Below are 26539 nucleotides of genomic sequence, written 5' to 3'. Positions count from 1 at the left end.
AAAGGGGGAGAGGTCGTCAGGCGTTCGTGGTCGCTCGGAGGCCGTCCTTTCGTACGGAGGCGTCCCGTTCCGCCTGCCGGAAGGCGGCGCACAACATGAGGAGCGCCACGGCGAAGACCAGGACCCAGGCGCAGCGGGCAGCCGCCCACGCCGGGGAGTCGGGGCTGGTGTGCAGGCCAAAGAGGGGGTCGCCGAACCCCAGGAAGAGGGTGGTCACGGCGAGCATGGCGGTCTGGTGCCAGAGGAACACGGTGATCGCCGAAAGGTTCAGCGCCGCCACCGCCGCCCACAGGAACTGGGCGGGGCGGGCCCGCAGGGGAGCGTCCGCCGGGGGCCGGGAGGCCCGGCGCGGCGCCGCCACCGCCCGGCGCAGCGGGCGGCACAGCAGCAGGGCGCCGCCGCACTGCGCCAGGCCGAAGGTGACGGCGGCGAGGGAGACGGGATTGAGGTTGGACAGCTCCGCGCCCGGCACACCCACCATGGCGGCGGGGTAGCCGCCCCACAGGATCAGCCCGGCGGTGGCCAGGGCGCCGCCGACGAGCAGTGCGACGGCGGACCGGCGGCGGGCGAACGCACCGGCGGACCAGGCGGCGCCCAGGCAGTACGGGACCAGCCAGCCGGCGATGATGTTGACATCGCGGAGCCGCTCGATCCAGGCGGTGCCGCCGCCCGCGAAGTGCGCGACGTCCAGGAGGGCCACCACCGCACCCGCCACGACGGCGATCCGGATGCCGTGGCGGTACAGCAGCGGGGTGGCCGCGGTCAGGACGACGAAGACCAGCAGGAACCACAGCGGTGAGACGACGAGGTTGAGCAGGGTGTGCACGGTCTCGTGGGCGGTGCCCGTGGCCGTCATGCCCACCAGGACCAGCGCCCACAAGGAGAGCAGCGGCACCGTGGGGCGGGCCAGCCTGCGGGCGCGCCGGGTGAGCCACGGCCGGTAGCGGGTGCCGCGCCGGCGGGCGGTGGCGTAGCCCTGGGCCGCGACCCGCCCGCCGACGAAGAAGAACACCGCCAGCGGCTGGAGCACCCACGTCAGTGGGGAGAGGGCGGGCATGCTCTGGAGCGGGCTGGCGCCCAGCAGATGGTTGTCGGTGTGCAGCACGATCGCGCTGACCAGCCAGTGCCCGAGCACGACGCCGAGGATGGACAGGGCCCGCAGGACGTCGATCGCCCGGTCGCGTCCCGGCGGGGTCGCCGCGTCGACGCGGAGTACCGCCCGGTGCAGCCGGCCGGCCGGGCGCGGGCGGGGCTCGACCCGTTCGGTGACGCGGGTCCGCCGGGATTCTTCGGCGGGGCGCAGCCGTAACTCAGTCACCGGACACCTCCGGTCCACGGCCGAGGCCGATCAGGGCGAGATTGCGCAGCGCGAGGCTGCCGGGCTCGAAGTAGCCGCTGTGGCCGCTGTTCCCGGCGTCGAAGGGGCGGGCGCCGAAGGACGGCGAGGTCGGATCGGTGCCGAAGCCGAGGGTGGTGCCGAAGACGCTCACGCTGACGTGCGGCGCCCGGGCGATCCAGTCCTGGGTGCCGCGGGCCGCCCACACGGGGACGCGGACGGACAGGTCGGCGGTGGAGCGCAGGCCGGTGCCGGGACTGCCGAAGACGGCGACCCCGGCCAGCCCGGCGGACGTCCGGGTGTCCATGCCGCCGAGGGCGCTGCCGCACACCACCGAGCCGTAGGAGTGGCACATGAAGGTGACGGGCGCCTGGGCGTTGGCGGACCGCAACTCCCCGAGCAGGGCGGTCAGGCGGTGGCCGCCCTCCTCGGCGCGGGCGGTGGTGGCGACGTCACGGCTCATGGTGCGCGGGGCCTGGTAGCCGTACCAGGCGACCACGGCGACGGAGGAGTCGGAGAGCCGCCGCATCTCGTCGTGGAGGGCGTGGGCGCCGCCGCTGAGGGAGGCCTGCCGCGAGCCGAGGTAGTCGAAGGTGTCGAGGGTGGTGTCCGAGCCCGGGACGAGTACGACGATGCGCTCCGCGGTGGCGAGGTCGCCGAGCACTTCGACGGCCTGCCCGTCGCCCTGGGCGTCGAAGGAGAGGAACTGCCGCCCGGAAGCGTGCAACTGGCGCAGGTGGCTTTCCCTGTAGGAGTCGCCCAGGCGGTGGGCGGCGCGCTCGGCGTCCGCGATGTAGTCGCGGTTGGCGGCGTACCGCTCGTCGAGCGTCCGCGCCTGGACCGCGGGCAGTTGGGGCGGGGCGGGGGTGCCGGGAACGGGGGACGCGGTGCCGGCGGCGACCGACCCCACGATGGCCGCGGCGATGGCCACCGTGAGCCCGCCTCTTCTCCACCTGGCAGCTCGCACTGTCCCGTCCCCCTCCACGCGTCTCTTGTCCGCCGTCCGCCTCTTGTGCGTACGGTTGTCTCGAACCTAGATTTCGCGGCCGGAAAGGGCGTCACACGCAGGAGCTATCTTCCGGTGTAGCTCTCAGGTATGACATGCGGCGTCGCACGGTGGTGCGCGTACCGAACCTGGAAAAGGTGTTCCGGATTGCGCGTCACGGGCGCCGCCGCGGGGCGCGCGGGGAGGCCGCCCCGGCCCGGCCGCCCGCGTCGTCCGTGGTGGGGCGGGGTGGGTCCACCGGAAGCGGGCCCACCGCAAGATCCCTGGTGACTCGTACGATGGGCGAGTGACACGGGAACACCCGAACGTACCGACAGGGCCGGGGGCGCACCTGGGTGAGCGGAGGAGTCCCGGGGCCGCCCTCCGCGCGGTGGGCCGCGAGTTGTGCGACATCTCCCGCCGGACCCCACTGCCCTTACGCGGCGCGCGGAACCGTTTCCTGCGGCAGCTTCCGCTGGTGTGCGCCGTGTTCGTCGCGGCGGACCTGGCCGCGGCCGGCACGATCATCGTCGTGGACCGGCTGGGGCTGCCGTGGTGGGCCGCCGCGCTCGTCGCCGGTGCCCAGGCGCTGCCGCTGGTGCTCGCGCTGTTCCGCCCGGTGATCGCCTGGTGGCTGGCGTACGCGGCGTCGCTGCCGTACGCGATCGGCGTGGCCGTCGTGGGCACGGCGGCGCCGGACGAGGTGCCGTGGCCGTGGCCCGAGCCCGGTCTGATCGCCTACCTGGGGGTCACGCTGCTGGTCGGCTGCCGGGTGCGGGTCGGGGTGGCGCTCGCGCAGTGGCTGCTGACCCTGCTGCTCGGCGGGGTGCTGACCGCGGTCCTGTCGCCGCCGTCGTTCGTCGGTGACCTGCTGCCGCTGACCGTGCTCCAGGCGTGCATCCTGGCGGCCGCCGCGACGCTGCGGGGGCGCAGCCAGGCGCGCCGCGAGCTGCGGGAGCAGGAGGCGTTGACGGAGTTCGAACGGACCCGGCGGACACTGCTGGAGGAGCGCACCCGCATAGCCCGCGAGCTGCACGATGTCGTCGCGCACCACATGTCCGTCGTCGCCGCGCAGGCGGAGGCGGCGCCGTACCGGGTGGCCGAGCCCCCGCAGGAACTGAGGGACTCCTTCGCGAGCATCCGGGAGAACGCGGTGAGCGCGCTCACCGAACTCCGGCAGATCCTGGGCATGCTGCGGTCCCCGGACGACAAGCCGGACACCCGGTACGCGCCGCAGCCGACGCTGGAGAACATCGATGAGCTGGTGGCCAATGTACGGGCGGCGGGGCTGGACGTCGGCACGGTGATCACCGGTACGCAGCGGCCGGTGCCGCAGCGGGTGGAGCTGTCGGTGTTCCGGATCACCCAGGAGGCGCTGAGCAACGCGCTGCGGCACTCGCCCGGCTGCCGGGCCGAGGTGGAACTGTCCTACGGTCCCGGTGACATCGGGATACGCGTGGCCAACAGCCCGGCCGCGCCCGGTGCGGTGCGGCGCAAGGGCACCGGGCACGGCGTGGTGGGCATATGGGAGAGAACGTCCATGCTCGGCGGGTCCGTACGGATCGGGCCGCGCGAGGACGGCTGGTTCGAGGTGATGGCGTCCCTGCCCACCAGAGAGCAGGAGTGAGGACGTATGACGATCCGGGTGCTGATCGCGGACGACCAGAAGCTGATCCGGGAGAGTTTCGGCATCGTGCTGAACGCCCAGCCGGACATCGAGGTGATCGGTGAGGCGGTGGACGGCCAGGACGCGATCGACCGGATCGCCGAGCTGGGTCCGGACGTGGTCCTGATGGACATCAGGATGCCGGTGCTCGACGGTCTGGAGGCGACCCACCGGATCACCCGGAGCTCGCCGCACGTCAAGATCGTGATGCTGACGACGTTCGACGAGGACGAGTACGTGTACGAGGCGCTGCGGGCCGGCGCGAACGGCTTCCTGCTGAAGGACTCCTCGGCGCAGCAGCTCGCCGAAGCGGTGCGCACGGTGGCCATGGGCGGGGCGCTGCTCGCCCCCACCGTCACCAAGCGGCTGATCGAGGAGTTCGCCCGGGGCGGCTCGCCGCGCACGGTGCGGCGGGGCCGGGTGGCGGGGCTCACCGAACGGGAGACGGAGGTGCTCCGTCTGATAGCGCAGGGGCTGTCCAATTCCGAGCTGGCCGAGCGCCTGGTCATAGCCGAGCAGACGGTCAAGACACATGTCAGCCGCGTGCTGGTGAAGCTGGGGTTGCGGGACCGTACACAGGCGGTGGTCTTCGCGTACGAGACGGGTCTCGTGCGGGCCGGCGACTGAGCGGCTGATAAGGCCAATAGGTAGACGATAAGCCGTTTCTCTAGAATGGTCCGGGCGGATTTCTTTTGCCTTTGCCCGGCGGGTCCTGCTAAGGCCGAAGTGCGGGCCGAATATCGGCGGGCCGATGCCTTCGGTGTACTGACCGTCCGTAGCCTTTGGATGGGGCGGCGGAGCGGAGTCGCGTTTCCGCGCGGTTGTGCGCGGCAGGTGGGCGATGGGCGTCCGGCCGCCCCGGTGCGCCTGTGTCCAGCGCGTTTGCCGCATGAACGGGTGTAACTCCGACGGTTTGCGGTCATTCCCAAAAGTGCGGGCTCCTCCCGAAATAAAAAAAGCGGAACTGATCACTCCGCGTAACCTCAATAGTTAACAATCACATCCTGAGAAACTCAAGTAACATGCTTGAGGCGTACACGCGTTCGCGAGGACGCGACCGTCGAGCTACTGGGGGACGTCATGGGGGCACGACTGGAGTTCAAAATATTGGGTGCGCTTGCGGTGGCGATGCATGGCCGCCCTATAGCCATCGGCGGCGCCAGACAACGGACAATTCTGGCACTTCTCCTGCTAAACCCCGGAAAAATAGTTTCTGTTGAAACATTGATGGAGACGGTGTGGAAGGGGCACCCGCCCGCCACCGCGCGCACCCAAGTGGCGATCTGCATCGCCGCATTACGCAAACGCTTCAAGGCCGAGGGCTGCGACGGCGAGGTCATCGTCACCGCGCACCCCGGCTATCTGCTCGACCTGGACGGCCACTACGTCGACGCGGTGGAGTTCGAGCAGTTCACCGCCGCCGCCCAGGAAGCCCTTGAGGAAGGCTGCGTCGCGGACGCGGCACACGCCTACGAGCAGGCGCTGGCCCTGTGGCGGGGGCCGGCCCTCGCGGGCGTCGCCGGGACGCTCGTCGAGGACGAGGCGGCCCGCCTGGAAGAGCTGCGGCTCGCCACCTACGACACCTACGTCGCGGCCAAGCTGGAGCTGGGCCACCACCGGGAACTGATCCCGGACCTGGTCACGGTCGTACGCGATCACCCGCTGCGGGAGCGGTCGCGCGGCGCCCTGATGCTCGCCCAGTACCGGGCCGGCCGCCGGGCCGAGGCGATGGAGACGTTCCGGGAGGGCTGGGCGCACTTCATCGAGGACCTCGGGCTGGAGCCGGGCCCGGAACTCCAGCGGCTGCACGACGCGATCCTCCGCGACGACCCGTCGCTCGCGCCCCCGGCGACGGCCGCCCGGGCGATACCGGAGGACCGTCAGACGCCCCTCGAACTGCCCGCCGACGTACCGGCCTTCAGCGGCCGCGAGCGGCAACTGGCCGCGCTGGACGGGCTGGTCGACGGCGGGGACGGGCAGCGGTCGATCCCGGCGGCCCTGATCACCGGCAGCGCCGGGGTGGGCAAGACCGGGCTGGCCCTGCACTGGTCGCACCGGGTCGCCGGCCGCTTCCCCGACGGGCTGCTCTACGCCGACATGTCGGGGCACGACGAGAACCGGCCGCCGGTGTCGTCCGAGGCGGTGCTCGGCCGGTTCCTCCGGTCCCTGGGGGTCCCGGAGGCGGACGTCCCGGTCGGTGTGCACGAGCGGATCGCGCTCTACCGCAGCCTGATGGCCGACCGGAAGGTGCTGATCGTCCTGGACGACGTCCGCACCTTCGACCAGATCCGCGCGCTGATCCCCGGCAGCCCGTGCTGCTGCGTGGTGGTCACCAGCCGCTGCCAGCTGGAACAGCTGGTGGTCCGGCACGGCGCGCTGCGCATCGACCTCGACGCGCTGACCCGGCAGGAGGCCACCGGCCTGCTGGAGCGGATCATCGGGGAGGAGCGCGTCCGGTTCGCCAGGGCGGACGCCGACCGGCTCGTCGAGCTGTGCGACCGCCTGCCGCTCACCGTACGGATCGCGGCGGCCAAGCTGACGGCCAAACCGCACTGGTCGGTGGGCTACCTGGTCTCCCGGCTGGCCAACGAGCACCAGCGGCTGGACGAACTCAGCGCGGGCGGGTCGCGGATACGCTCCAGCTTCGAGCTGAGCTACCGGTCCCTGACCGCGCGGGCCGCCCAGCTCTACCAGCGGCTGGGCCTGCTGGAGACGCCGGACTTCGCGGGCTGGGTCGGCGCGGCCCTGCTGGACGAGGACGTCGACGTGGCGGAAGGCCTGATGGAGCAACTGGTCGACGCCCAGCTGCTGCAGACCATGGGCTTCGACGCCACGGGACGGCCGCGCTACCGGTTCCGTACCCTGTCGCGGCTGTACGCGCGCGAAGCCGCCCACCGGGAGGGCGACGTCCTGGAACAGCGCGAGGCGCTCGGCAGGGCGTTCCGCACCTGGCTGACGATCGCCTCGCACGCCCGGCGGCGGGAGCGGGGCCACCACGGGGGACGGCACCACGGCTCGGTGCTGCAACGGACGCTGGGCTCCGAGGTCCTGGACCAGCTGACGGCTTCGGCGTCCGAATGGTTCGCCGCGGAGCGGCTCGCGCTGATCTCCGTCATCGACCAGGCGGCCTGGTGCGGGATGGACGAGCTCAGCCGGGACCTGTCCGCTCTGCTGGTCGCGCCGATGGAGTCCAGCTGCACCGGGTGATGCGTACCGCCGCCCGGACCGGCACGAAAGGACACACGGTGGGCGCGCTCGTCCTCGGGCAGCGCGCCCACCGTGTCGCTCCGCAGCCGGGCCCTAGTCCAGCACGTAGCCGTCGGCCTCCCGCATGCCGCGGGAGCGGCGCAGGTCGGTGACGGCGAACGTGCGCTGGAGCCAGCGGTCCTGGCCGTCGTAGCGGGGACGGAAGGACGTCCGGCCGTGGACGGTCACGCGGTTGTCCACGATGGCCAGTTCACCCGGAACCAGCCGCACGCTCTGCGCGGTGCGGTCGAACAGCTCCTGCAGTTCGTGCATCGCCACCTTGGCGCGCTGCGTCTGCGGTGCGGTGGCCGCCAGGTCGACGCAGATGTCCGGGTCCTCCGGGGCCCCCGTGAGCACCGCGTGCGGTGTGGTGCCGGCACCGGGCAGACCGAACGAGGGCGGCGGCGCGGTGACGAACTCCGGCGCGAGCAGCGCCTCCCGGGACTCGTCGGTGAGCAACGGCAGCACCTCACGGATGCATGCGGTACGCAGCTCCGCCACCCGTTCGTGGTCGGCCCGCAGGCAGAGCAGCATCACGAAGTCGGGACGGTGGGGGTGGAAGGCGTTCTCGGTGTGGAAGGTGAGCAGCACGGAACCCGCGTTGCTCTGGTAGTCCTCCTGTCCGGGTACGGGCACGACGTCCTGCACGATCGCGCCGGTCTTCTCCGGGCGGTAGGCGACGGGGTCGCCCAGACCGGAGGCGATCATGGCGAGCACCGCCGCCGCGACGGTGCCCTCGCGCTGCACCGAGCCGGGCTCGGCGGGGGTGGGCGGCACCTGGCCCAGGGGGAGCCCCCGGACGAGCAGCGTGCCCGTGGGGCCGGAGTCCCTGCGGTACTCGCGCAGGCCGCTGACCAGGCCGGTGGGGAGCCGGGGCCAGGCCCGCCGGGCCCGTGCGAGCCAGTCCGGGCTGTCGATCAGGCAGCCGGCCGGTTCGGTGAGGCGCGCCGCGACGCGTTCGACCTGCTGCGCGTCCGCGGCGTCCACCGTCACCGTCTGCGGCCGGGTACCGGGCTGAGCTGTCACCGTCATCACGATCAGCCCATCGCCTCGACGACACTGCGCGGACGCATGTCGGTCCAGTGCTCCTCTATGTAGGCGAGGCTCTCCGCGTGGCTCGCCTCCTGCTGGGCGACGCGCCAACCGCCCGGCACTTCGGCGAAGGAGGGCCACAGGGAGTACTGGTCCTCGTCGTTGATCAGGACCAGGTAGCGGCCGTCGGGGTCCTCGAACGGGTTGGTCATGGTGTGTCTCTCCAGTGTTCTCGGTGGTGCGTGGTGCGGACGGGAGCGGGCGGCGCGGATCAGGCCGGTCCGGCGAGCGCGGCCTCGTCCAGGTCGAGTGCCGCCCCGTAGACGCGGCGCACCCAGTCGGCCCGGTAGACCGTGTCGAGGTAGCGCTCGCCCAGGTCGGGGGAGATGGCGACGGCGGTGATGTCGTCGCGGCCGGCGGCGTGCGCGGCCAGCCAGCGCGTGGCGCCCGCGATGACGGTCCCGGTGGAACCGCCGAACAGGAACCCCTGGCCGACCATGCGGTGGCAGGCGCGGACGGTCTCCACCTCCGGCACCAGCACGGCGTCGTCCACCAGGGACTCGTCGAACAGCGGCGGCCGCACCCCGGCTCCCAGCCCCGGGATCATCCGGGCCGCGGCGGGGCCGCCGAAGGTGACCGAGCCGACACTGTCCACGGCGACGATGCGCACGGAGGGGCGGTGTTCCCGGTACCAGCGGGCGCAGCCCATCAGCGTTCCGGTGGTACCGGCGCCGATGAAGAGCACATCGAGGGCGGGGAACCGCTCGGCGATGTGCGGCGCGGTGAGCCGGTGGTGCGCCCGCCAGTTGTCCTCGTTGACGTACTGGTTGAGCCAGACGTAGCGCTCGTCGCTGTCGCACAGCGCGCGGACGTGGGCGAGCCGGGTGGCCAGGAGACCGCCTTCCGGGTCGGGTTCGCTGACCGTGTGCACCTCGGCGCCGAGCGCCTCCATCAGCTGCCGCGTGGCCGCGTTGCAGCGGGAGTCGGTGACGCACACGAAGCGGTAGCCCTTGCTCGCCGCGATCGTGCTGAGCGCGACCCCCAGGTTGCCGGAGGACGACTCCACGATCACCGACCCGTCGGTGAGCCGGCCCGCCTTCTCCGCCGCCTCGATCATCTCCAGGGCGGCCTTCTGCTTGATGGAGCCGGAGAAGTTGAACCCTTCACACTTGAGGTAGAGGGGCAGCCCCAGGGAGGACCGCAGGTCCACGTAGAGGTCGTCCTCGTTGTAGTCCTGCGGGGCCGAGATTACCGGCACGGCACCTCCCGCGTGGGCGCGTGGTCCAGGGGCGTGGGCCCGTCATCCGTAGCGGCGCAGTTCATGGAAGAAGTCCTCGACGATGGGTAGGTCTCCGGCGGCGCGCACGGTGTCGTAGACGTGCTTGCCGACCGCGAGGTCGAGCACACCGAGTCCGAACGGGGAGAAGATCACCGGTCGGTCGGTGGGCGGGGTGAGGCGGCCGGTGAGCACGTCGTCGAGGGTGCCGTCGACGAAGTCGCGGTGCCCCACGGCCTGTTCGGTCAGGTGCAGCGAGGTGCCCGCCTTGAGGCAGTGCTCCACGTCGTCGACGACGTTGGCCGACGCGAGGACCACCTCGGGGGACAGATCGCGCAGCGAGATGTGCAGGACGAGGGGGTGGTGGGCGAACCAGGCGGGGTCGCTGACGTGCGGGGCTCCCGAGGTGGTCGCGAAGACCAGCAGGTCACTGCTTCGGACCAGGTCCTCGGCGCGCTCGTGCACGGTGATGGCGGTGCCCTCGCCGGTCGCCCGCCCCAGGTAGTCGGCGAAGCCGCCCGCGTGCTCGGCGGACAGGTCGTGAACGCCCGCTTCGTCGAAGGTCCAGCCGGTGGCCGCCAGGTAGTCGTGGATGTAGCGGGCGATCAGGCCGACGCCGAAGAAGCCGATGCGCCGGGGCCGTTCGCGCCCCCGGCTGAGCCGGTCGGCGGCGAGCGCGGCCGAGGCGGCCGTGCGGGTGGCGCTGATGATGGAGCTCTCCAGGCAGGCCAGCGGGTAGCCGGTGTCGTGGTCGTTGAGGATGAGGACGGCGGAGGCGCGGGGGAGGCCCGCGGCCACGTTCTCGGGGAAGCTGGAGATCCATTTGATCCCGTCGACCCGGGTGTCGCCGCCGACCGACGCCGGGAGCGCGATGATCCGGGACGAGGGGCGGTCGGCGAAGCGCAGGAAGTACGAGGGCGGGTTGACGGTGTCGCCGGCACCGTGGACGCGGTAGGCCGCCTCGACGATCCCGACGACCTCGCGGTGCCTGCCTTCGAGGGCGCGGTGCACCTGGCCGCCGGATATCACGGCGAAGCTGGGCGCTGTGGTGGAAGGGGGCATCGAGGGCTCCACTGGTGAGGGGTCAGGAAAGAACATGGCCGGGCAGCCGGACCGGGTCGCCGAGGACCACCACGACGTCGCGGGCACCCTGGTAGGGGTCGCGGCTGTGGGCCATGCGGAGGTTGTCGACCAGCAGGACGTCACCGTCCTGCCAGGGCTCGCTCACGGTCGCGTCGCGGTAGGCGGCGTTGAGCGTCTCGACGGTTTCGGTGTCGATCGGGGTGCCGTCGCCGTACGCGGTGTTGAAGGGCAGGCCCTCCGGGCCGTACACGTCGACGAGGTAGTCGCGGACGACCGGGTCGAGCGTCCGCTCGTTGAGGAACGCCGCCTGGTTGAACCACACCGGGGCGCCGGTCCGCGGGTGGTGGACGACCGCGGCCCGGCGCTGCCGGGTGCGCAGCCTGTCGCCCGGCAGCCAGGTGTGTTCCAGGGCGGCCGCGGCGCAGTACGCGTCGACCTCCGCGCGGTCGCCGGTGCCGAACGCCTCCGTCCAGGAGACGCCGATGTCGTGGTACATGCGGGTGAGCAGCCAGCCGTCGCGGGTGAAGCGGTCGACCAGACCGGCCGGGAGGGCGCGCATCACCGCCTGGGAGTCGGCCACCCCGGTGCGGCCGCCGCTCGCGGGTGCGGTGAGGCAGCCGAAGAGGAGCAGACCGGGGACCTCGGTGGCGTAGCTCAGTTCGTGGTGCATGCACATCGGTTCGGCGGCGGGCCACTCGGAGGACCCGTACACGCCGTCACCGTGGTCCGCGCGGGGCGCGAACCGCTCCCGTTCGGTCATCGCCTCGATGCCCAGGGCGGCGGCTACGGCGGCCACGTCGGCCGGTGTGGCCACGCCGAGGCCGCGCAGCAGGACGGCGCCGTGTTCGGCGACGGCGGCGTGTACGGCGGTCCGGTGCCGCTCGGCCCAGACGGCGCCGGCCGCCGCCCCCTCGCCGGAGGCCGCCGTCAGCACGGCGAGGCCGCTGTCGGACCGGACGGGCCGGGGGCCGTCGGCGGCGGGGCCCGTGACCGGTACGGGAGCCGCCTCCTGAGAGGCCTGCTGAACCGCCTGCTCGGTACCGGGGACCTCGCCGGTCTCACCGCGCTCCCCAGCCTCACCGTTCTCCCCGGCCTTGCGGTCGACCAATGCGGCGACCTCGGCGACGGTCGGGGTGTCGGCGAGGTCTTCGACCGTCACCACCCGGTCCAGGGCGACGGCGAGGCGGATCGCGGTCAGCGAGGTGCCGCCGAGCTCGGTGAAGTGCGTGTCGCGGCCGATGCGTTCCGACGGGATGTCGAGCAGCTCGGCCCAGATGGCCGCGACGCGGCGTTCGGTGGCGGTCGCCGGTGGGCCGGAGGCGTCCCCGCCGGCCTGGCGTACGGCCTCCTCCGCCATGCGGGCCAGCGCTTTGCGGTCGGTCTTGCCGTTGTCGGTGAGGGGCAGTTCGGCGCGGTGGTGGAGGTGCCTGGGGACCATGTAGGCGGGCAGCGCGGCGGCCAGCGCCCGGCGCACGTCCTCGGTCGCCAGCGGCCCGGTCGTGGTGTAGTAGCCGACGAGAGCGCGCCGTTCGGGGCTTCCGGTGACGACCACCGCGCCGTCACGGACGCCGGGTACCTGGAGCAGCCGGTTCTCGATCTCGCCGATCTCGATGCGGAACCCGTTGATCTTCACCTGGGAATCGCGGCGGCCGAGGAATTCCAGGGTGCCGCCGGGCAGCCAGCGGCCGAAGTCACCGGAGCGGTACAGCCGCTCCCCGGGCCGGTACGGGTCCTGGCCGAAGGCCGCCTTGGTACGGGCCTCGTCGTTGACGTAGCCGCGGCCGACGCAGACACCGGAGAAGACGATCTCCCCGGGTACGCCCAGCGGGACCGGCGACAGCCACTCGTCGACCACGTACACCCGGACATTGCGTACGGCCTTGCCCAGCGGGACCGAGCGCGTGTCGGGCACCCGGTCCATGACCTCGTGATTGGTGTCGTCGGACGTCTCGGTGAGGCCGTACGCGTTGGCCAGCAGCACCTCGGGGAAGGCCGCGAACCAGCGCTCGGCCAGCTCCTTCTTCAGCGCCTCGCCGGTGACGGAGACACAGCGCAGCCGGGGCAGCGCGCGGGGCTCCTCCTCCAGGGCGGACAGCACCACCTCCAAATAGGAGGGCACCAGTTGGGCCACCTGCACACCGCCGTCGGCCAGGGTGTCGATGAAGCGGCGGACATCGAGGACCGCCTCCTGCTCGACGATGTGCGTGCGGCCGCCGACGAGCAGGGCGGACACCAGCTGCCACAGGGAGATGTCGAAGCACTGGGGGGCGGTCTGCGCGACGACGTACCCCTCCTCGATGCCCAGGTCCTCGATCTTGGCCAGCACGTGGTTCAGGAAGCCGTTGTGCTCGCACATGGCGCCCTTGGGCTCGCCGGTGGAGCCGGAGGTGAAGTAGATGTAGGCGAGCTGGTCGGCGGCGACCGGCAGTCCGAGGTCGTCGTCCGGCCCGCCCCGCGCCAGCACCTCGTCGATGACGGCGGTACGGATGCCCTCCCGTCCGGTGAGCGCTTCCTCCAGGTGGGGGACGCCGCGTTCGGCGAGCACCCAGCGGGCTTCGCTCCGCGCCAGGACGGTGGCGATCCGCTCGGCCGGGAACCGGGGCTCCAGCGGCAGGTAGCAGCCGCCCGCCTTGAAGACGGCGAGCACCGCGGCGAGCCACTCAAGGGTGCGTTCGCAGACCACGGCCACGATGTCCTCGGGGCGCAGGCCCTGCTCGTGCAGGGACCGGGCGAGGATGTTGGCGCGCCGGTTGAGTTCCGCGTAGGTCCAGCTGCGGTCGCCCTGGACCGCGGCGACGGCGTCGGGGTGGCGGCGCACCCGCTCCTCGAAGAGCTCGTGGCACCGGCGGTCGGGAAGCTCCCTGACCGGCCCCGCGAACCCCAGGAGCAGCTGGTCGAGTTCGGCCGCCGACAGCAGGCTGTCGAGGTGGTGCGGGGCGTTCGGGGCCGTGGTCATCCGGTGCAGGGCGCGCTCCAGGTACGCGGCGACGCGGTCGGCACCGACGTACTCCTGGGCCTGGGCGGCCCGCCACGCGGCACGGGCCTGCTCGCGGCCCTGTTCGGTGGCGGCCCAGGCGATCAGGTCGCGCCAGGTGCCCCCGCCGACCCGCCATTCCTGGAACCCGGTGACCGCGGCGGCCACCTTGGCCTGCGCCGCGAGCCACACCGACCGGCTGTCGACGGCGGACTCCCCGGCGAGCCGGTCGATTCCGGCCGCGACCTCCGGGGGCAGTACGGGGAGGCCCTGCTCCGCCGTACCGTCGCCGGCCTGACCGCCGCCTGCGCTGTCCCTCACGAGTCTGCACCCCACACCGGACATCTGTCGGATCGCAGGATCACCGAGTGATCCCACCTGGTGGAAGTGACGCTAGAAGGGGCCCTTATCGCTGGACTATCAGCTCTCCCGGGACCGGCGAAATCCTCGTCGGGGCGCTGTTAGGGGGTGGTCGGACGCGGCGCGCGCGGGAGCCGGGGGGCTTGCTGGGGGAGGGGGCGGGAGGGTGGGGAGGGCGGGGTTCCCACCCACGCTTTGGTGTGGTTCCCTCCCCCACGCTTTGGTGTGGTTCCCGCTCACGCGCTGGCGCGGTTCCCGCCCTGCCCTGGCGCGGTTCCCGTCCGCCCCCCTTGGGTAACCCCCAGGTGGGGGAACGGATCCGTTCGATTTGCTCCGGTAGGCGCGCGGGGGCGGTCCGGTTCCCGCGTTTCGCCGCGGCACGTCAGGCGAAGCGATACGGTTCCGCGTTTCGCCGCGGCACGTCAGGTGAAGCGATACGGTTCGCGCGTTCCCCACGGCACGTCACGCCAAGCTGCTGGCCCGGCCCGCCGTGTACAGCTCCGTATACGCCGCCCCCAGCTCCCGCAGCGCCTCCGCGATGCCGGTGCGGGGCACCGCGGTGTAGCCCACCACGAGGGCGGGGGCGGCCTGGTCGGGCCGGGCGTGGTAGCGGCGGCCGCCGCGCACCAGCACCGAGCGGTGCATCGCCCGCGCGACGAGCGCGGACTCGTCCGTACGGAGCGGCAGCCGCAGGTAGGTGTGCAGCCCGACGGCCGAGCCGACGGTGTGCGCACCGGGCAGGAAGCGGCGCACGGACCGTTCCAGGGTTTCCCTGCGGACGCGGTAGCGGGCGCGCTGACGGCGCAGGTGGCGGTCGAAGTGGCCGGCGTTCAGGAACTCCGCGAAGGCGAGCTGGGTGAGGGCGTCGGAGCCCAGGTCGCGGTGGGAGCGCAGCCGTTCCATGGGCGCCAGCAGCCGGGCGGGCAGGGCGAGCCAGCCGAAGCGAAGGCCGGGCGCGAGGGACTTGCTGGCGGTGCCCCCGTAGACGACGCGTTCGGGGGCGAGGCGTTGCAACGCCGGCGGGCGGGTTCCGTGCTCCAGCCACAGGTCGCCGTCGTAGTCGTCCTCGATGATCCAGGCATCGTGGTCGCGGGCCCAGCGCACCAGCGCCTCCCGCCGGGGCGCGGAGAGGGTGGCGCCGGTGGGGAACTGGTGGGCGGGGGTGAGCAGTACGGCGCGCGCGCCCGTTCTGGCCAGCGCCTCGACGTCGATGCCTTCGGCGTCCACGGGGACGGGGACGGGCCGCAGCCCCACCTCCCGGACGAACTGCCGCTGCCGGTGGTGGCAGGGGTCCTCCATGGCGAGCCGGTCGATGCCCTGCTCGTCCAGTACGGCGCACAGCAGGCCGAGCGCATGGGCGAAGCCGGAGACGACCATGACCTGTCCCGGGGTGGTGAGCACCCCGCGGGCCCTGCCCAGATAACGCGCCAGTTCCTCCCGCAGCGCAGGCGTCCCGGAGAGCGGCGGGTAGTCCATGGCGCAGGGGGCGGCGGACCGGACGGCGTGCTGGTAGGAGGCGAGCCATTCACGGTGCGGGAAGCCGGACAGGTGCGCGGTGCCGGTGCGCAGGTCCCAGCGGGCCGGGGGCACCAGCCCGTCGTCGAGCAGGGTCGGCAGGGCGGGGGCGGGCGCCAGGTGCGCGGCGATGCGGGTGCCGGAGCCCTGGACGGCCTCCAGGTAGCCCTCGGCGATGAGCCGGCCGTACGCTTCGACGACGACGCTCCGGGAGACGGCGATGTCCGCGGCGAGCTGCCGGCTGGACGGCAGCCGGGTGCCGGGACGCAGCACTCCGGAGGAAATCTCTTCTCTTATCGTGCCCTCGATCTGGGCGGTGAGCGGCTCGTCGGATTCCCGGGACACATGGATCAAGGCATGCCAGGCCATTTCTTCGGCTCCCCCAAGTGGACTGGAATTACTGATGGCATGTGGTCTGGGCGCGGTGCGGCGGTGGGGCGGAGAATGGCCGGGCGCCGAGAGCGGGGCCCGTACGGCACCGCGCGCAGGCGTCGGCCCGCGCGGGCGCGCCGCCTTCCGCCCGGCGGCGAATACGCTAGAAGAGGCGTTTATCGCTGGACTATCGACGCCGCCGGGTTTCCCGGCCGCCGGCCGTGCCCGGTCGCGCCCGGTGCGGGCGGCGGCGCGGGCTTTCCGGCCGCGAAGCGGCCGCGATAACAAGACGAAAGCTGGACCGCCTACCTTTCCGACCGGCTGGTGAACTGGGACCCGTGACTTCACGGGTTCCTTTCGTGTGTTCGCCGGCGCAGAAATCGCGAGGCCCATTCTCTTTTCCGTAACACCCATGGCCTCGACACGGGACCGCACAAGGAGTCGACGGCATGGTGGGAGCATCGATGCACGGTTCGGACCTTCCGGATGAGGGGCAGCCCGGCGCCGGCACGGCGCCGCCCCGGCCGGTGCCGGACGAGTGGAACGCGACCGCTTCCGAGGTGCCCACGGCGAACCTGCGGGAGCAGTTCGAGGCGCAGGCCGCGCTGACGCCCGGCGCGGACGCGGTGCGCTGCGGGGACGACCTCCTCGGTTACGCGGAACTCAACGCCCGGGCGAACGCGCTGGCCCGCCTGCTGATCCGGCACGGCGCCGCGCCCGAGCGCTATGTCGCGGTCGCCCTTCCCCGTACCGTCGATCTGCCCGCCGCCCTGCTGGCGGTGGTCAAGACGGGCGCCGCCTACCTGCCCGTCGATCCGGAGCACCCCGCCGACCGGATCGGTTCGGTTTTCGCCGACGCGGCCCCCTCGTGCGTGCTCACCACCCGTGCCCTGAAGCGGCAACTGCCGCCGACCGACGCCCGGTTGATCGCCATCGACGACCCGGACACCCGTGCCGCGCTCGCGGAGCTGCCGGCCGGGAACCTCGGCGCGGACGAGCGGCCGGCCGGCTGGTCCCCGGCGTCCCCGGTGTACGCCTTGTTCACCTCCGGATCCACCGGCCGCCCCAAGGGCGTGGTGATCACGGGGGAGAACCTGGTCAACTTCCTCGCCGCGATGCGCGAGACGTTCCGGCCCCGGCCCTCGGACCGGTTCCTCGCCGTCGCGACCGTGGCGTTCGACATCGCGGGGCTGGACTTCTACCTTCCGCTGCTCTCCGGGGCGTCCGTCCACCTCGCCACCTCCGAGGAGGTGCGTGACACCCCTCGTCTGGCCGCGCTCCTGTCCTCCTCCGGCGCGACGTTCATGCAGGCCACCCCCTCGCTGTGGCAGGGCCTGGTGGCCCAGTTCCCCGAGGCGCTGAAGGGGTTGCGGATCCTCGTCGGCGCGGAGGCGGTACCGCCCGCCCTGTCCCGGCGGATGGTGGAGCTGGCCGCGGGCGTCACCAATCTGTACGGCCCGACGGAGACCACCGTCTGGTCGACCCTCGCGGACGTCACCGGCGAGGGCGCGGCCCCCATCGGCCGGCCGATCGGCAACATGCGGATGTACGTCCTGGACGACGCCCTGCGGCCGGTCCCGGTGGGCGTGCCGGGTGAGCTGTACATCGCCGGAAAGGGCATGGCGCGCGGCTATCTGGGCCGTCCGGGCCTGACCGCCGGACGGTTCGTCGCCCACCCGTACGGTGCCCCGGGCGAGCGGCTGTACCGCACCGGGGACCTGGTGACATGGCGGCAGGACGGACAGCTGGCGTACCTCGGCCGGACCGACTTCCAGGTCAAGGTGCGCGGCTACCGCATCGAGCTCGGCGAGATCGAGTCCGTGCTCGGCGGTCATCCCGGAGTCGCCCAGACGGTCGCCGTCGTGCGGGAGGACCGCCCCGGGGACCAGCGGATCACCGCCTATGCGGTGCCGGTGCGCGACGGCGAGCGGCTCGACGTGGCCGGACTGCGCGACCGGGCGGCCCGGGCGCTGCCCCCGTACATGGTGCCGTCCGCCTTCGTACAGCTGGACTCCTTCCCGCTCAATCCGAACGGGAAGGTCGACCGCAGGGCGCTCCCGGCGCCGGAGGCCACCCTCACGGCCGCCGGGCGCCGGCCCCGCGACGACCGCGAGGAGATCGTGTGCGCGCTCTTCGCCGAGATCCTGGGCGTGGAGCAGGTCGGCATCGACGACAGCTTCTTCGAGCTGGGCGGCCACTCGTTGCTCGCGACACGGCTGACCAGCCGCATCAGGGCCACGTTCCACGCCGAACTGGGTATCCGGGACCTGTTCGAGGCACCGACGCCGGCCCGGCTGGCGGGCCGGCTGGCGGGGGCGGCCGGCGCGCGGGCGGCGCTGGTGCCGATGGCGCGTCCCGCGCGCGTCCCGCTGTCGTTCGCGCAGACCCGCATGTGGTTCCTGGACCAGCTGGGCGACGCGCGGGCGGCCTACAACCTGCCGGTGGCCCTGCGGCTGACCGGCCCCCTGGACATCGGCGCGCTGCGGGCGGCGCTGGCGGACGTGGCGGAGCGCCACGAGAGCCTGCGGACCGTCTTTCCCCGGGAGGACGGCACTCCGTACCAGCGGGTGCTGGACGGTCCGGCCGCCCGGCCCGTCCTGGAGGTCGTGCCGACGGATCCCGGGAGGCTGCCGGAGGAGCTGGCCGGGGCGGCTCGGCACCGGTTCGACCTGACGGCGGAACTGCCGCTGCGGGCGTGGCTGTTCGAGACGGAGCCCGACGAGCGGGTGCTGCTGTTGCTGGTGCACCACATCGCCGGTGACGGCTGGTCGATGGACCCGCTGATCGGAGATCTGTCGGCGGCGTACGCGGCCCGGCACCGCGGCGAGGAGCCGGCGTGGGCGCCGCTGCCCGTGCAGTACGCCGACTACACCCTGTGGCAGCGGCAGGTCCTCGGCGACGAGCACGACCCGCAGAGCGTGCTGGCCGCCCAGGTCGCCTACTGGACGAAGACCCTGGCGGGGCTGCCGGAACAGCTGGAACTGCCCACCGACCGGCCGCGTCCCGCGGTCGCCGGACACCGGGGCGACGTGGTCGAGCTGTCCTGGGACGCGGAGCTGCACCAGGACCTGGTACGGCTGGCGCGGGAGCACCAGGCCAGCGTGTTCATGGTCGTCCAGGCCGCGCTCGCCGCCCTGCTGACCCGGCTCGGCGCCGGTACCGACATCCCCATCGGCTCGGTCATCGCCGGCCGTGGCGATGAAGCGCTCGACGACCTGGTCGGCTTCTTCGTCAACACGCTGGTGCTGCGCACCGACACCTCCGGCGACCCCACCTTCGCCGAACTCATCGACCGGGTACGCGAGACCGACCTCGCCGCCTACGCCCACCAGGACCTCCCCTTCGAGCGGCTGGTGGAACTCGTCAACCCCACCCGGTCGCTGGCGTACCATCCCCTCTTCCAGGTCATGCTGGCGTTCCAGAACGACGACACCGCGCTCGACCTGCCCGGGGTGGCCGTGCGCAGGCGCCCGCTGGCCGTCACGTCGGCCAAGTTCGACCTGGCCTTCGAGGTGACCGAGGAGTACGGCGCGCAGGGCCGGCCGGCCGGGATGCGCGGGACGGTGGAGTACGCGACGGACCTCTTCGACCGGGCGACGGTCGAGGCACTGGCCGCCCGGCTGGAGCGGCTGCTGCGTGCCGTGGCCGCGGACCCCTCCCGGCCCATCGGCTCCCTGGCCATCCTCTCTCCCGCCGAGCGGGACCAGCTGCTCACCGGCTGGAACGACACCGCCCGCGCCATCGCCCCGGCGACCCTCCCGGACCTCTTCCAGGCACAGGTGGCGCGGACCCCGGACGCGCCGGCCGCCGAGCAGGGCGGGACGGCCCTGGCGTACCGGGAACTGAACGCCCGGGCGAACCGGCTGGCGCACGACCTCATCGCCCGGGGCACCGGTCCCGAGCGCGTGGTGGCCCTCGCGCTGCCGCGCTCCCTGGACCTGGTCGTCGCGATCCTCGCGGTCCTCAAGGCGGGCGCCGCCTACCTGCCCGTCGACCCGGACTACCCCGCCGACCGCATCCGCTACATGCTGCGGGACGCCGGGCCGGTGCTGGTGCTCGCCGACCGGGACACGGCCGGGCGCCTGCCGGAGGCCGGGCCGCCCGTGGTGACGTATCACGACCCGGCCCGGCGCCCGGCGCGGAACCCGTCCGACACCGACCGCCGCGCCCCGCTGCGCCCCGACCACCCCGCCTACGTCATCTACACGTCGGGGTCCACCGGCCACCCCAAGGGCGTCGTGGTGCAGCACACCGGTATGGCCTCCTTCGCCGCCGACATGGCCGACCGCTGGCGGGCGGCGGACGACAGCCGGGTGCTGCAACTGGCCTCGCCCAGCTTCGACGCGTCGGTGCTGGAGATGTGGACGGCGTTCGGCTCCGGCGGCTGCCTGGTGGTGCCGCCCCCCGGCCCGCTCGCGGGGGAAGCGCTCGCCGAGACGCTGGCGGAGCTGCGGATCAGCCATACGCTGGTGACCCCCGCGGCCCTGACGAGCATGCCGGTACGGCCGCTGCCCGCGCTGCGCACGCTGCTCACCGGCGGTGACGCGATCACCGGCGAGGTGGTCGACCGGTGGTCGGCCGGCCGTGCCGTCCACAACGCGTACGGCCCGACCGAGGCCACGGTGTGGGTCACGGCCAGCGAACGGCTCTCCGGGAACGGGACGCCGCCGATCGGCCGGCCGGGCTGGAACACCCAGGTGTACGTCCTCGACGAGCGACTGCGTCCGGTGCCGGTGGGGGTGCCCGGCGAGCTGTACGCCGCCGGGCCGCGGCTGGCCCGGGGCTATCTGGGCCGGCCCGGGGCCACCGCGTCCGCCTTCGTGGCCAATCCGTTCGGGGCGCCCGGGGCACGGATGTACCGCACCGGGGACCTCGCCGTCCGGCGCCCCGACGGGCAGCTGGAGTTCGCCGGGCGCGCCGACAACCAGGTCAAGGTCCGGGGCTTCCGCGTCGAGCTGGGTGAGATCGAGAACGCGCTGGCGGGTCTGCCGGGCGTCGCCCAGGCGGTGGTCACCGTCCGCGAGGACCGGCCCGGCGACCGACGGATCGTCGCCCATGTCGTCGCGCGTGCGGGGCACGACGCGGACCCGGCCGGACTGCGGGCCCGGCTGGCGGAGTCCCTGCCGGAGTACCTGGTGCCCTCGGCATGCGTCCTGCTCGACGCGCTGCCGCTGACGCCCAACGGCAAGGTCGACACCGCCGCGCTGCCCGCCCCGGAGTTCACGGCGGCCGCGGGCGGCCGGGGGCCGCGCACGGCGCGGGAGGAGATCCTGTGCGGGATCTTCGCCGGGACGCTGGGCCTCGAACGCGTCGGGACGGACGACAACTTCTTCGACCTGGGCGGGCATTCGCTGCTGGCGATGCGCCTGATCAGCCGGACCCGCGCCGCGTTCGACGTGGAGCTGTCCGTCCGGGACCTGTTCGAGGCGCCGACGGTGGCGCGGCTCGCCGCGCGGCTGGCGGACCGGGACGGGACACCGGTCGCGCCCCTGGTGCCGATGGAGCGGCCGCGGCGGGTGCCGCTGTCGTCCGCCCAGCACCGCCTGTGGTTCCTGCACCAGCTGGAGGGGCCGAGCGCGACGTACAACGTGCCGATGCGGCTGCGGCTGAGCGGACCGCTGGACATCGGGGCGCTGCGGGCGGCGGTGGCCGACCTGGCGGACCGGCACGAGTCGCTGCGGACGGTCTTCCCGGAGACCGGCGGCACGCCCTGCCAGCAGGTGCTGGAGGGCGCCGAGGCCCGGCCGCCGGTGGAGGTGGTCCGGGTCGCCGCCGGAGAACTGGCCGAGGCGGTGCGGCAGGCCGCCGGGTACGTCTTCGACCTGACGACGGAACTGCCGCTGCGCGGCTGGCTCTTCGAGACGGCGCCGGACGAGCACGTCCTGCTGCTGCTGGCGCACCACATCGCCAGTGACGGGTGGTCGATGGGGCCGCTGGTGCGCGACCTGTCCACGGCCTATGCCGCGCGGCGCGCGGGCGGGGAGCCGACGTGGGCGCCGCTGCCGGTGCAGTACGCCGACTACACCCTGTGGCAGCGACAGGTCCTCGGCGAGGAGAGCGATCCGCACAGCCCGCTCGCCGCCCAGGCCGGCTACTGGCGGGAGCAGCTGGCGGGCCTGCCCGACGTGCTGGAACTGCCCACCGACCGGCCGCGCCCCGCCGAGGCCGGTTACCGGGGCGACAGCGTCCCGCTCGCCTGGGACGCGGACCTGCACGCCGGTATCGCCCGCCTGGCGCGGGAGCGGCAGGCGAGTGTGTTCATGGTCGTCCAGGCGGCGCTCGCCGTCCTGCTGACCCGGCTCGGCGCGGGCACCGACATCCCCATCGGCTCGCCGGCCGCGGGCCGTACCGACGACGCCGTCGACGACCTCGTCGGGTTCTTCGTCAACACGCTGGTGCTGCGGACCGACACCTCCGGCGACCCCACCTTCGCCGAACTCCTGGACCGCGTACGGGAGACCGACCTCGCCGCCTACGCCCACCAGGACCTTCCCTTCGAGCGGCTGGTGGAGCTCGTCAACCCCACCCGGTCGCTGGCGTACCACCCCCTCTTCCAGGTGATGCTGAGCTTCGAGGCGTCGCCCGCCGAGGTGGACTTCGCCGGCATCGACGGCGAGTTGGAGCAGATCGGGTCCCAGACCTCCAAGTTCGACCTGGAATTCGCGCTGGAGGAGACCGCCACCGCCGACGGCCGGCCGGCCGGAATGCGGGGACTGCTGGACTTCGCGACCGACCTCTTCGACCGGGAGACGGCCGAGGCGCTCGCACTGGGCCTGGAACGGCTGCTGCGGCAAGCGGTGGCGGACGCCGCCCGGCCGGTCGGTGAACTGGACCTCGTGTCCGGGCCCGAGCGCGACGACCTGCTCGGCCGCCGCGCCTTCGGCGTGCGGGAGCTGCCCGGCGGCGAGGCGCTGCCGGCGGGGGCGGGCGTGTACGTCCTGGACGCGGAGGGCCGTCCGGTGCCGGCCGGAGTGCCGGGGCGGCTCGTCGTCACCGTCCCCGAGGCCGCCGACCTGTCCGGTGTGACGCTGTACGGGCAGGCGCCGGAGGACGGCGCGCCCGATCCGTTCGCCGCGGCACCGGCGCGCGTGTTCCCGACCGGCGTGTGCGCCCGCTGGACGGCCGACGGCCGGCTGCGGCCGATGGCCGCGGCGGCGGAGAAGGACGCCGAGGAGGCCGGGGCGGCACGTACCCCGGTGCGGCGCCGCTCCCGCACGCCGCAGGAGGAGATCCTGTGCGGTCTCTTCGCCCGGACGCTGGGGCTGACCACGCTCGGGACCGACGACAACTTCTTCGACCTGGGCGGGCACTCGCTGTCGGCGGTGCGGCTGCTGAGCCGGATCCGCGACGCGTTCGGTGCCGAACTGGCCGTCCGCGACCTGTTCGAGGCACCGACCGTCGCCGGGATCGCGGCCCGGCTGAACTCGGCGGGCGAGGCCCGCGCGGCCCTGGCCCCGCGGCCACGCACCGAGCGGGTCCCGCTGTCCTACGCCCAGCGCCGCCTGTGGTTCCTGCACCAGTTGGAGGGGCCGAGCCCCACCTACAACGTGCCGATGGTGCTGACGCTCTCCGGCGCGCTGGACGTCGGGGCACTGCGCGACGCGCTGGCGGACGTGGCGGCGCGCCACGAGAGCCTGCGCACCGTCTTCCCGGAGGCGGACGGCACGCCGTACCAGCGGGTACTGGAGGGCGCGGACGCGCGGCCCGTCGTCGAGGTGACCGAGGCGGCCCCCGACGAGGTGGCGGCGCTGGTCGCCGAGACCGCGCGGTACGCCTTCGACCTGACGCGGGAGCTGCCGGTGCGGGCCCGGCTCCTGCGCACCGGCCCCGAGCAGCACGTCCTGGTGCTGCTGGCCCACCACATAGCCAGCGACGGCTGGTCGATGGACCCGCTCACCCTGGACCTGTCGGTGGCGTACGCGGCGCGCTGCGAGGGCACCGCGCCCCGGTGGGAGCCGCTGCCGGTGCAGTACATCGACTACACGCTGTGGCAGCGCGAGGTGCTCGGCGACGAGAGCGACCCGGAGAGCGTGATCAGCCGCCAGGCGGAGTACTGGAAGCGGCGGCTGGCCGGTCTGCTGGACCGGCTGGAGCTGCCCACCGACCGCCCGCGGCCCGCCGTCGCCGGTCACCACGGGGAGGACGTCGACTTCTTCTGGGACGCGGACCTGCACGCCGGTGTGGCCCGGCTCGCCCGGGAGCACCAGGTGAGTGTCTTCATGGTGCTCCAGGCGGCGCTCGCCGCCCTGCTGACCCGGCTCGGCGCGGGCACCGACATCCCCATCGGCTCGCCGACCGCCGGCCGCGCCGACAGCTCCCTCGACGACCTGGTCGGCTTCTTCGTCAACACCCTGGTGCTGCGCACCGACACCTCCGGCGACCCGACCTTCGCCGAACTGCTGGACCGCGTACGGGAGACGGACCTCGCGGCCTACGCGCACCAGGACGTGCCCTTCGAACGGCTCGTGGAACTCGTCAACCCCACCCGCTCCCTGGCACACCACCCGCTGTTCCAGGTGATGCTCGTGCTGGCGAACACCACCGAGGGCGAGTTCGCGATGCGCGGGCTGAAGGTGGCCGACGGGCCGTTCCGCGCCTTCGCCGCCAAGTTCGACCTCACCTTCCACATCGGGGAGCGGCACACCGAGGACGGCTCCGCCGCGGGCCTCGTGGGCGCGCTGGAGTTCGCGACCGACCTCTTCGACCGGCCGACCGCCGAGGCGCTGGCCGAGCGGCTGGAGCGCCTGCTGCGCGCGGTGGTCGAGGACGCCACCCGGCGACTCGGCGAGCTGGAGATCCTCTCCCCGGCCGAGCGCACGCACCTGCTGACCGGTGTGAACGACACGGCGCGCGAGCTGCCGCCGACGACGCTGCCGGAACTGTTCCAGGAGCAGGTGGCCCGCACGCCGCGGGCCCCGGCCGTGGAGTACGCGGGGACGGTGCTGTCGTACGCCGCACTGAACGCCCGGGCCAACCGGCTGGCGCACCACTTGCTGGCGCAGGGCGTCGGACCCGAGGACGTGGTGGCGCTGGCGCTGCCGCGCTCCGCGGACCTGGTGACGGGCATCCTCGCCGTCCTGAAGGCGGGCGCGGCGTACCTGCCGGTGGACCCGGAGCACCCGGACGAGCGGATCGCCCGGATGCTGGAGAGCGCCCGGCCGGCATATGTGCTCACCCACGAGGCGGTCGCCGGACGGCTGCCGGCGGTTCCGGGGGCCGGGCGGCTCGTGCTGGACGGCCCGGACGCGGCCGGGGTGCTCGCCGCACGGCCGGACCACGACCCGCGTGACACCGACCGGCGCACGCCGCTGCTGCCGTCGCACCCGGTCTACGTCCTCTACACGTCGGGATCGACCGGCGTGCCCAAGGGCGTGGTGATGCCCGCCGGCGCGCTGATCAATCTGCTGGCGTGGCACGGCGACACGCTGCCGGGGGGCTTCGGCCGGCGCACCGCGCAGTTCACCGCGGTGGGCTTCGACGTCGCGACGCAGGAGACGCTCTCGGCGCTGCTGCACGGCAACACCCTGGTCATCCCCGACGACGACACCCGCCGGGACACCGCGGCGCTCGCCCGGTGGCTGGACGAGCAGCAGGTGTCCGAGCTGTTCGCGCCGAACCTGGTCATCGGCGCGGTGGCGGAGGAGGCCGCCGCGCAGGGCATCGGCCTTTCCGCGCTGACCGACCTCGCCCAGGGCGGCGAGGCGCTGAGCCTCGGCCCGGCGCTGCGGGACCTGTGCGGTGCGGGGGCGCGGCGGCTGCACAACCACTACGGGCCGACCGAGACCCATCTGGTGACCGCGTACACGCTCCCGGAGCGGGCCGAGGACTGGCCGGCCGCCGCGCCGGTGGGCAGGCCGATCTGGAACGTACGGGCGTATGTGCTCGACGAGCGGCTGCGGCCGGTGCCGCCCGGCGTCCCCGGGGAGCTGTACCTCGCCGGCGCGCAGCTGGCCCGGGGCTACCTGGGCGCGCCGCGGATGACCGCCGAGCGGTTCGTGGCCTGCCCGTTCGGCGCGCCGGGGGAGCGGATGTACCGCACCGGCGACCTGGTGCGGTGGGACGGCGACGGGCAGCTGGCCTACCTCGGGCGCGGGGACCACCAGGTGAAGATCCGCGGGTTCCGGATCGAGCCGGGCGAGGTCGAGAGCGTGCTCGCCGGACACCCCGCCGTGCGCCAGGTGGCCGTGGTGGCGCGGGAGGACACACCGGGGGAGAAGCGGCTGGTGGCCTATGTGGTGCCGGCCGGGGACACCGGCGTGGACATCGCCGAATTGCGCGCCCTCGCGGCCGCCGGGCTCCCGGCGCACATGGTGCCCGCCGGGTTCGTCGTGCTGCCGGACCTGCCGCTGACGCCCAACGGCAAGCTGGACCGGCGGGCCCTCCCGGCCCCCGGTCACACGGCGGCGGCCACCGGCCGGCGGCCGCGGGACGCGCGGGAGCGGACGCTGTGCGAGATCTTCGCGGCGGTGCTGGGACTGCCCGAGGTCGGCATCGACGACGGCTTCTTCGACCTGGGCGGACACTCCCTGCTCGCCACCAAGCTGATCAACCGGATACGGACGGACCTGGGAGCCGAACTGTCCATCCGGGCGGTGTTCGAAGCGCCGACGGTGGCGGCGCTCGCCGAACGTCTGACCGATGCCAAACGCAGGGCACGGCCCGCGCTGCGGCCGATGTCGAGGACCGGGAAGTAG

The 26539-nt window shown here is 73.4% G+C and carries 12 protein-coding genes; 4 read left to right on the top strand and 8 right to left on the bottom strand.

The window, feature by feature from the left end:
* Positions 1 to 16 precede the first annotated feature (16 nt).
* Entirely contained in the window at positions 17 to 1318 is a 1302-nt protein-coding gene (locus CP973_RS37980) for an acyltransferase family protein (RefSeq protein WP_425282064.1), read from the bottom strand.
* Positions 1311 to 2267, bottom strand: a complete 957-nt coding sequence (locus CP973_RS37975) for an alpha/beta hydrolase (protein WP_244410225.1) — start codon at positions 2265 to 2267, stop codon at positions 1311 to 1313. The genes CP973_RS37980 and CP973_RS37975 overlap by 8 nt, the downstream gene beginning before the upstream one ends.
* Before the next feature lie 361 nt (positions 2268 to 2628).
* Here CP973_RS37975 and CP973_RS37970 point away from each other — a divergent pair, with 361 nt between their 5' ends.
* The 3 genes from CP973_RS37970 (at position 2629) to CP973_RS37960 (ending at position 7194) form a co-directional block, all read left to right on the top strand.
* Positions 2629 to 3948, top strand: a complete 1320-nt coding sequence (locus CP973_RS37970; RefSeq protein WP_150249174.1) for a sensor histidine kinase — start codon at positions 2629 to 2631, stop codon at positions 3946 to 3948.
* A gap of 6 nt (positions 3949 to 3954) precedes the next feature.
* Positions 3955 to 4614, top strand: coding sequence for a response regulator transcription factor (locus CP973_RS37965; protein WP_150249170.1), 660 nt, complete (start codon positions 3955 to 3957; stop codon positions 4612 to 4614).
* 453 nt (positions 4615 to 5067) lie between these two features.
* Positions 5068 to 7194: an AfsR/SARP family transcriptional regulator gene (locus tag CP973_RS37960; RefSeq protein ID WP_150249167.1), complete on the top strand. Its 2127-nt coding sequence runs from the start codon at positions 5068 to 5070 to the stop codon at positions 7192 to 7194.
* A gap of 93 nt (positions 7195 to 7287) precedes the next feature.
* Here the strand turns inward: CP973_RS37960 and CP973_RS37955 are convergent, their stop codons facing one another.
* The 6 genes from CP973_RS37955 to pdxR form a co-directional block, all read right to left on the bottom strand.
* Positions 7288 to 8265 carry a TauD/TfdA family dioxygenase gene (locus CP973_RS37955; protein WP_150249164.1) on the bottom strand — a complete coding sequence of 326 codons (978 nt, stop codon included), beginning with the start codon at positions 8263 to 8265 and terminating at the stop codon, positions 7288 to 7290.
* Between the two features lie 5 nt (positions 8266 to 8270).
* A complete protein-coding gene (locus tag CP973_RS37950) occupies positions 8271 to 8477 on the bottom strand; it encodes an MbtH family protein (protein ID WP_150249162.1) in 207 nt (68 codons plus the stop codon).
* Between the two features lie 59 nt (positions 8478 to 8536).
* Positions 8537 to 9523, bottom strand: a complete 987-nt coding sequence (sbnA, locus tag CP973_RS37945; protein WP_150249159.1) for a 2,3-diaminopropionate biosynthesis protein SbnA — start codon at positions 9521 to 9523, stop codon at positions 8537 to 8539.
* A 42-nt stretch (positions 9524 to 9565) separates the two neighbouring features.
* The gene (sbnB, locus tag CP973_RS37940) at positions 9566 to 10603 is read right to left on the bottom strand and encodes a 2,3-diaminopropionate biosynthesis protein SbnB (RefSeq protein ID WP_150249154.1); all 1038 of its coding nucleotides are present in this window, start codon (positions 10601 to 10603) and stop codon (positions 9566 to 9568) included.
* A gap of 22 nt (positions 10604 to 10625) precedes the next feature.
* Entirely contained in the window at positions 10626 to 13919 is a 3294-nt protein-coding gene (locus tag CP973_RS37935) for a non-ribosomal peptide synthetase (protein ID WP_425282063.1), read from the bottom strand.
* A gap of 501 nt (positions 13920 to 14420) precedes the next feature.
* The gene (gene pdxR, locus CP973_RS37930) at positions 14421 to 15842 is read right to left on the bottom strand and encodes a MocR-like pyridoxine biosynthesis transcription factor PdxR (RefSeq protein WP_150249147.1); all 1422 of its coding nucleotides are present in this window, start codon (positions 15840 to 15842) and stop codon (positions 14421 to 14423) included.
* Between the two features lie 452 nt (positions 15843 to 16294).
* Between pdxR and CP973_RS37925 the strand changes: the two genes are divergently transcribed.
* A complete protein-coding gene (locus tag CP973_RS37925) occupies positions 16295 to 26539 on the top strand; it encodes a non-ribosomal peptide synthetase (protein WP_150249144.1) in 10245 nt (3414 codons plus the stop codon).

The sequence above is a fragment of the Streptomyces albofaciens JCM 4342 genome, from assembly GCF_008634025.1.
GTDB classification, from domain to species: domain Bacteria; phylum Actinomycetota; class Actinomycetes; order Streptomycetales; family Streptomycetaceae; genus Streptomyces; species Streptomyces albofaciens.
This window is presented reverse-complemented; position numbering and strand designations above follow the sequence as displayed.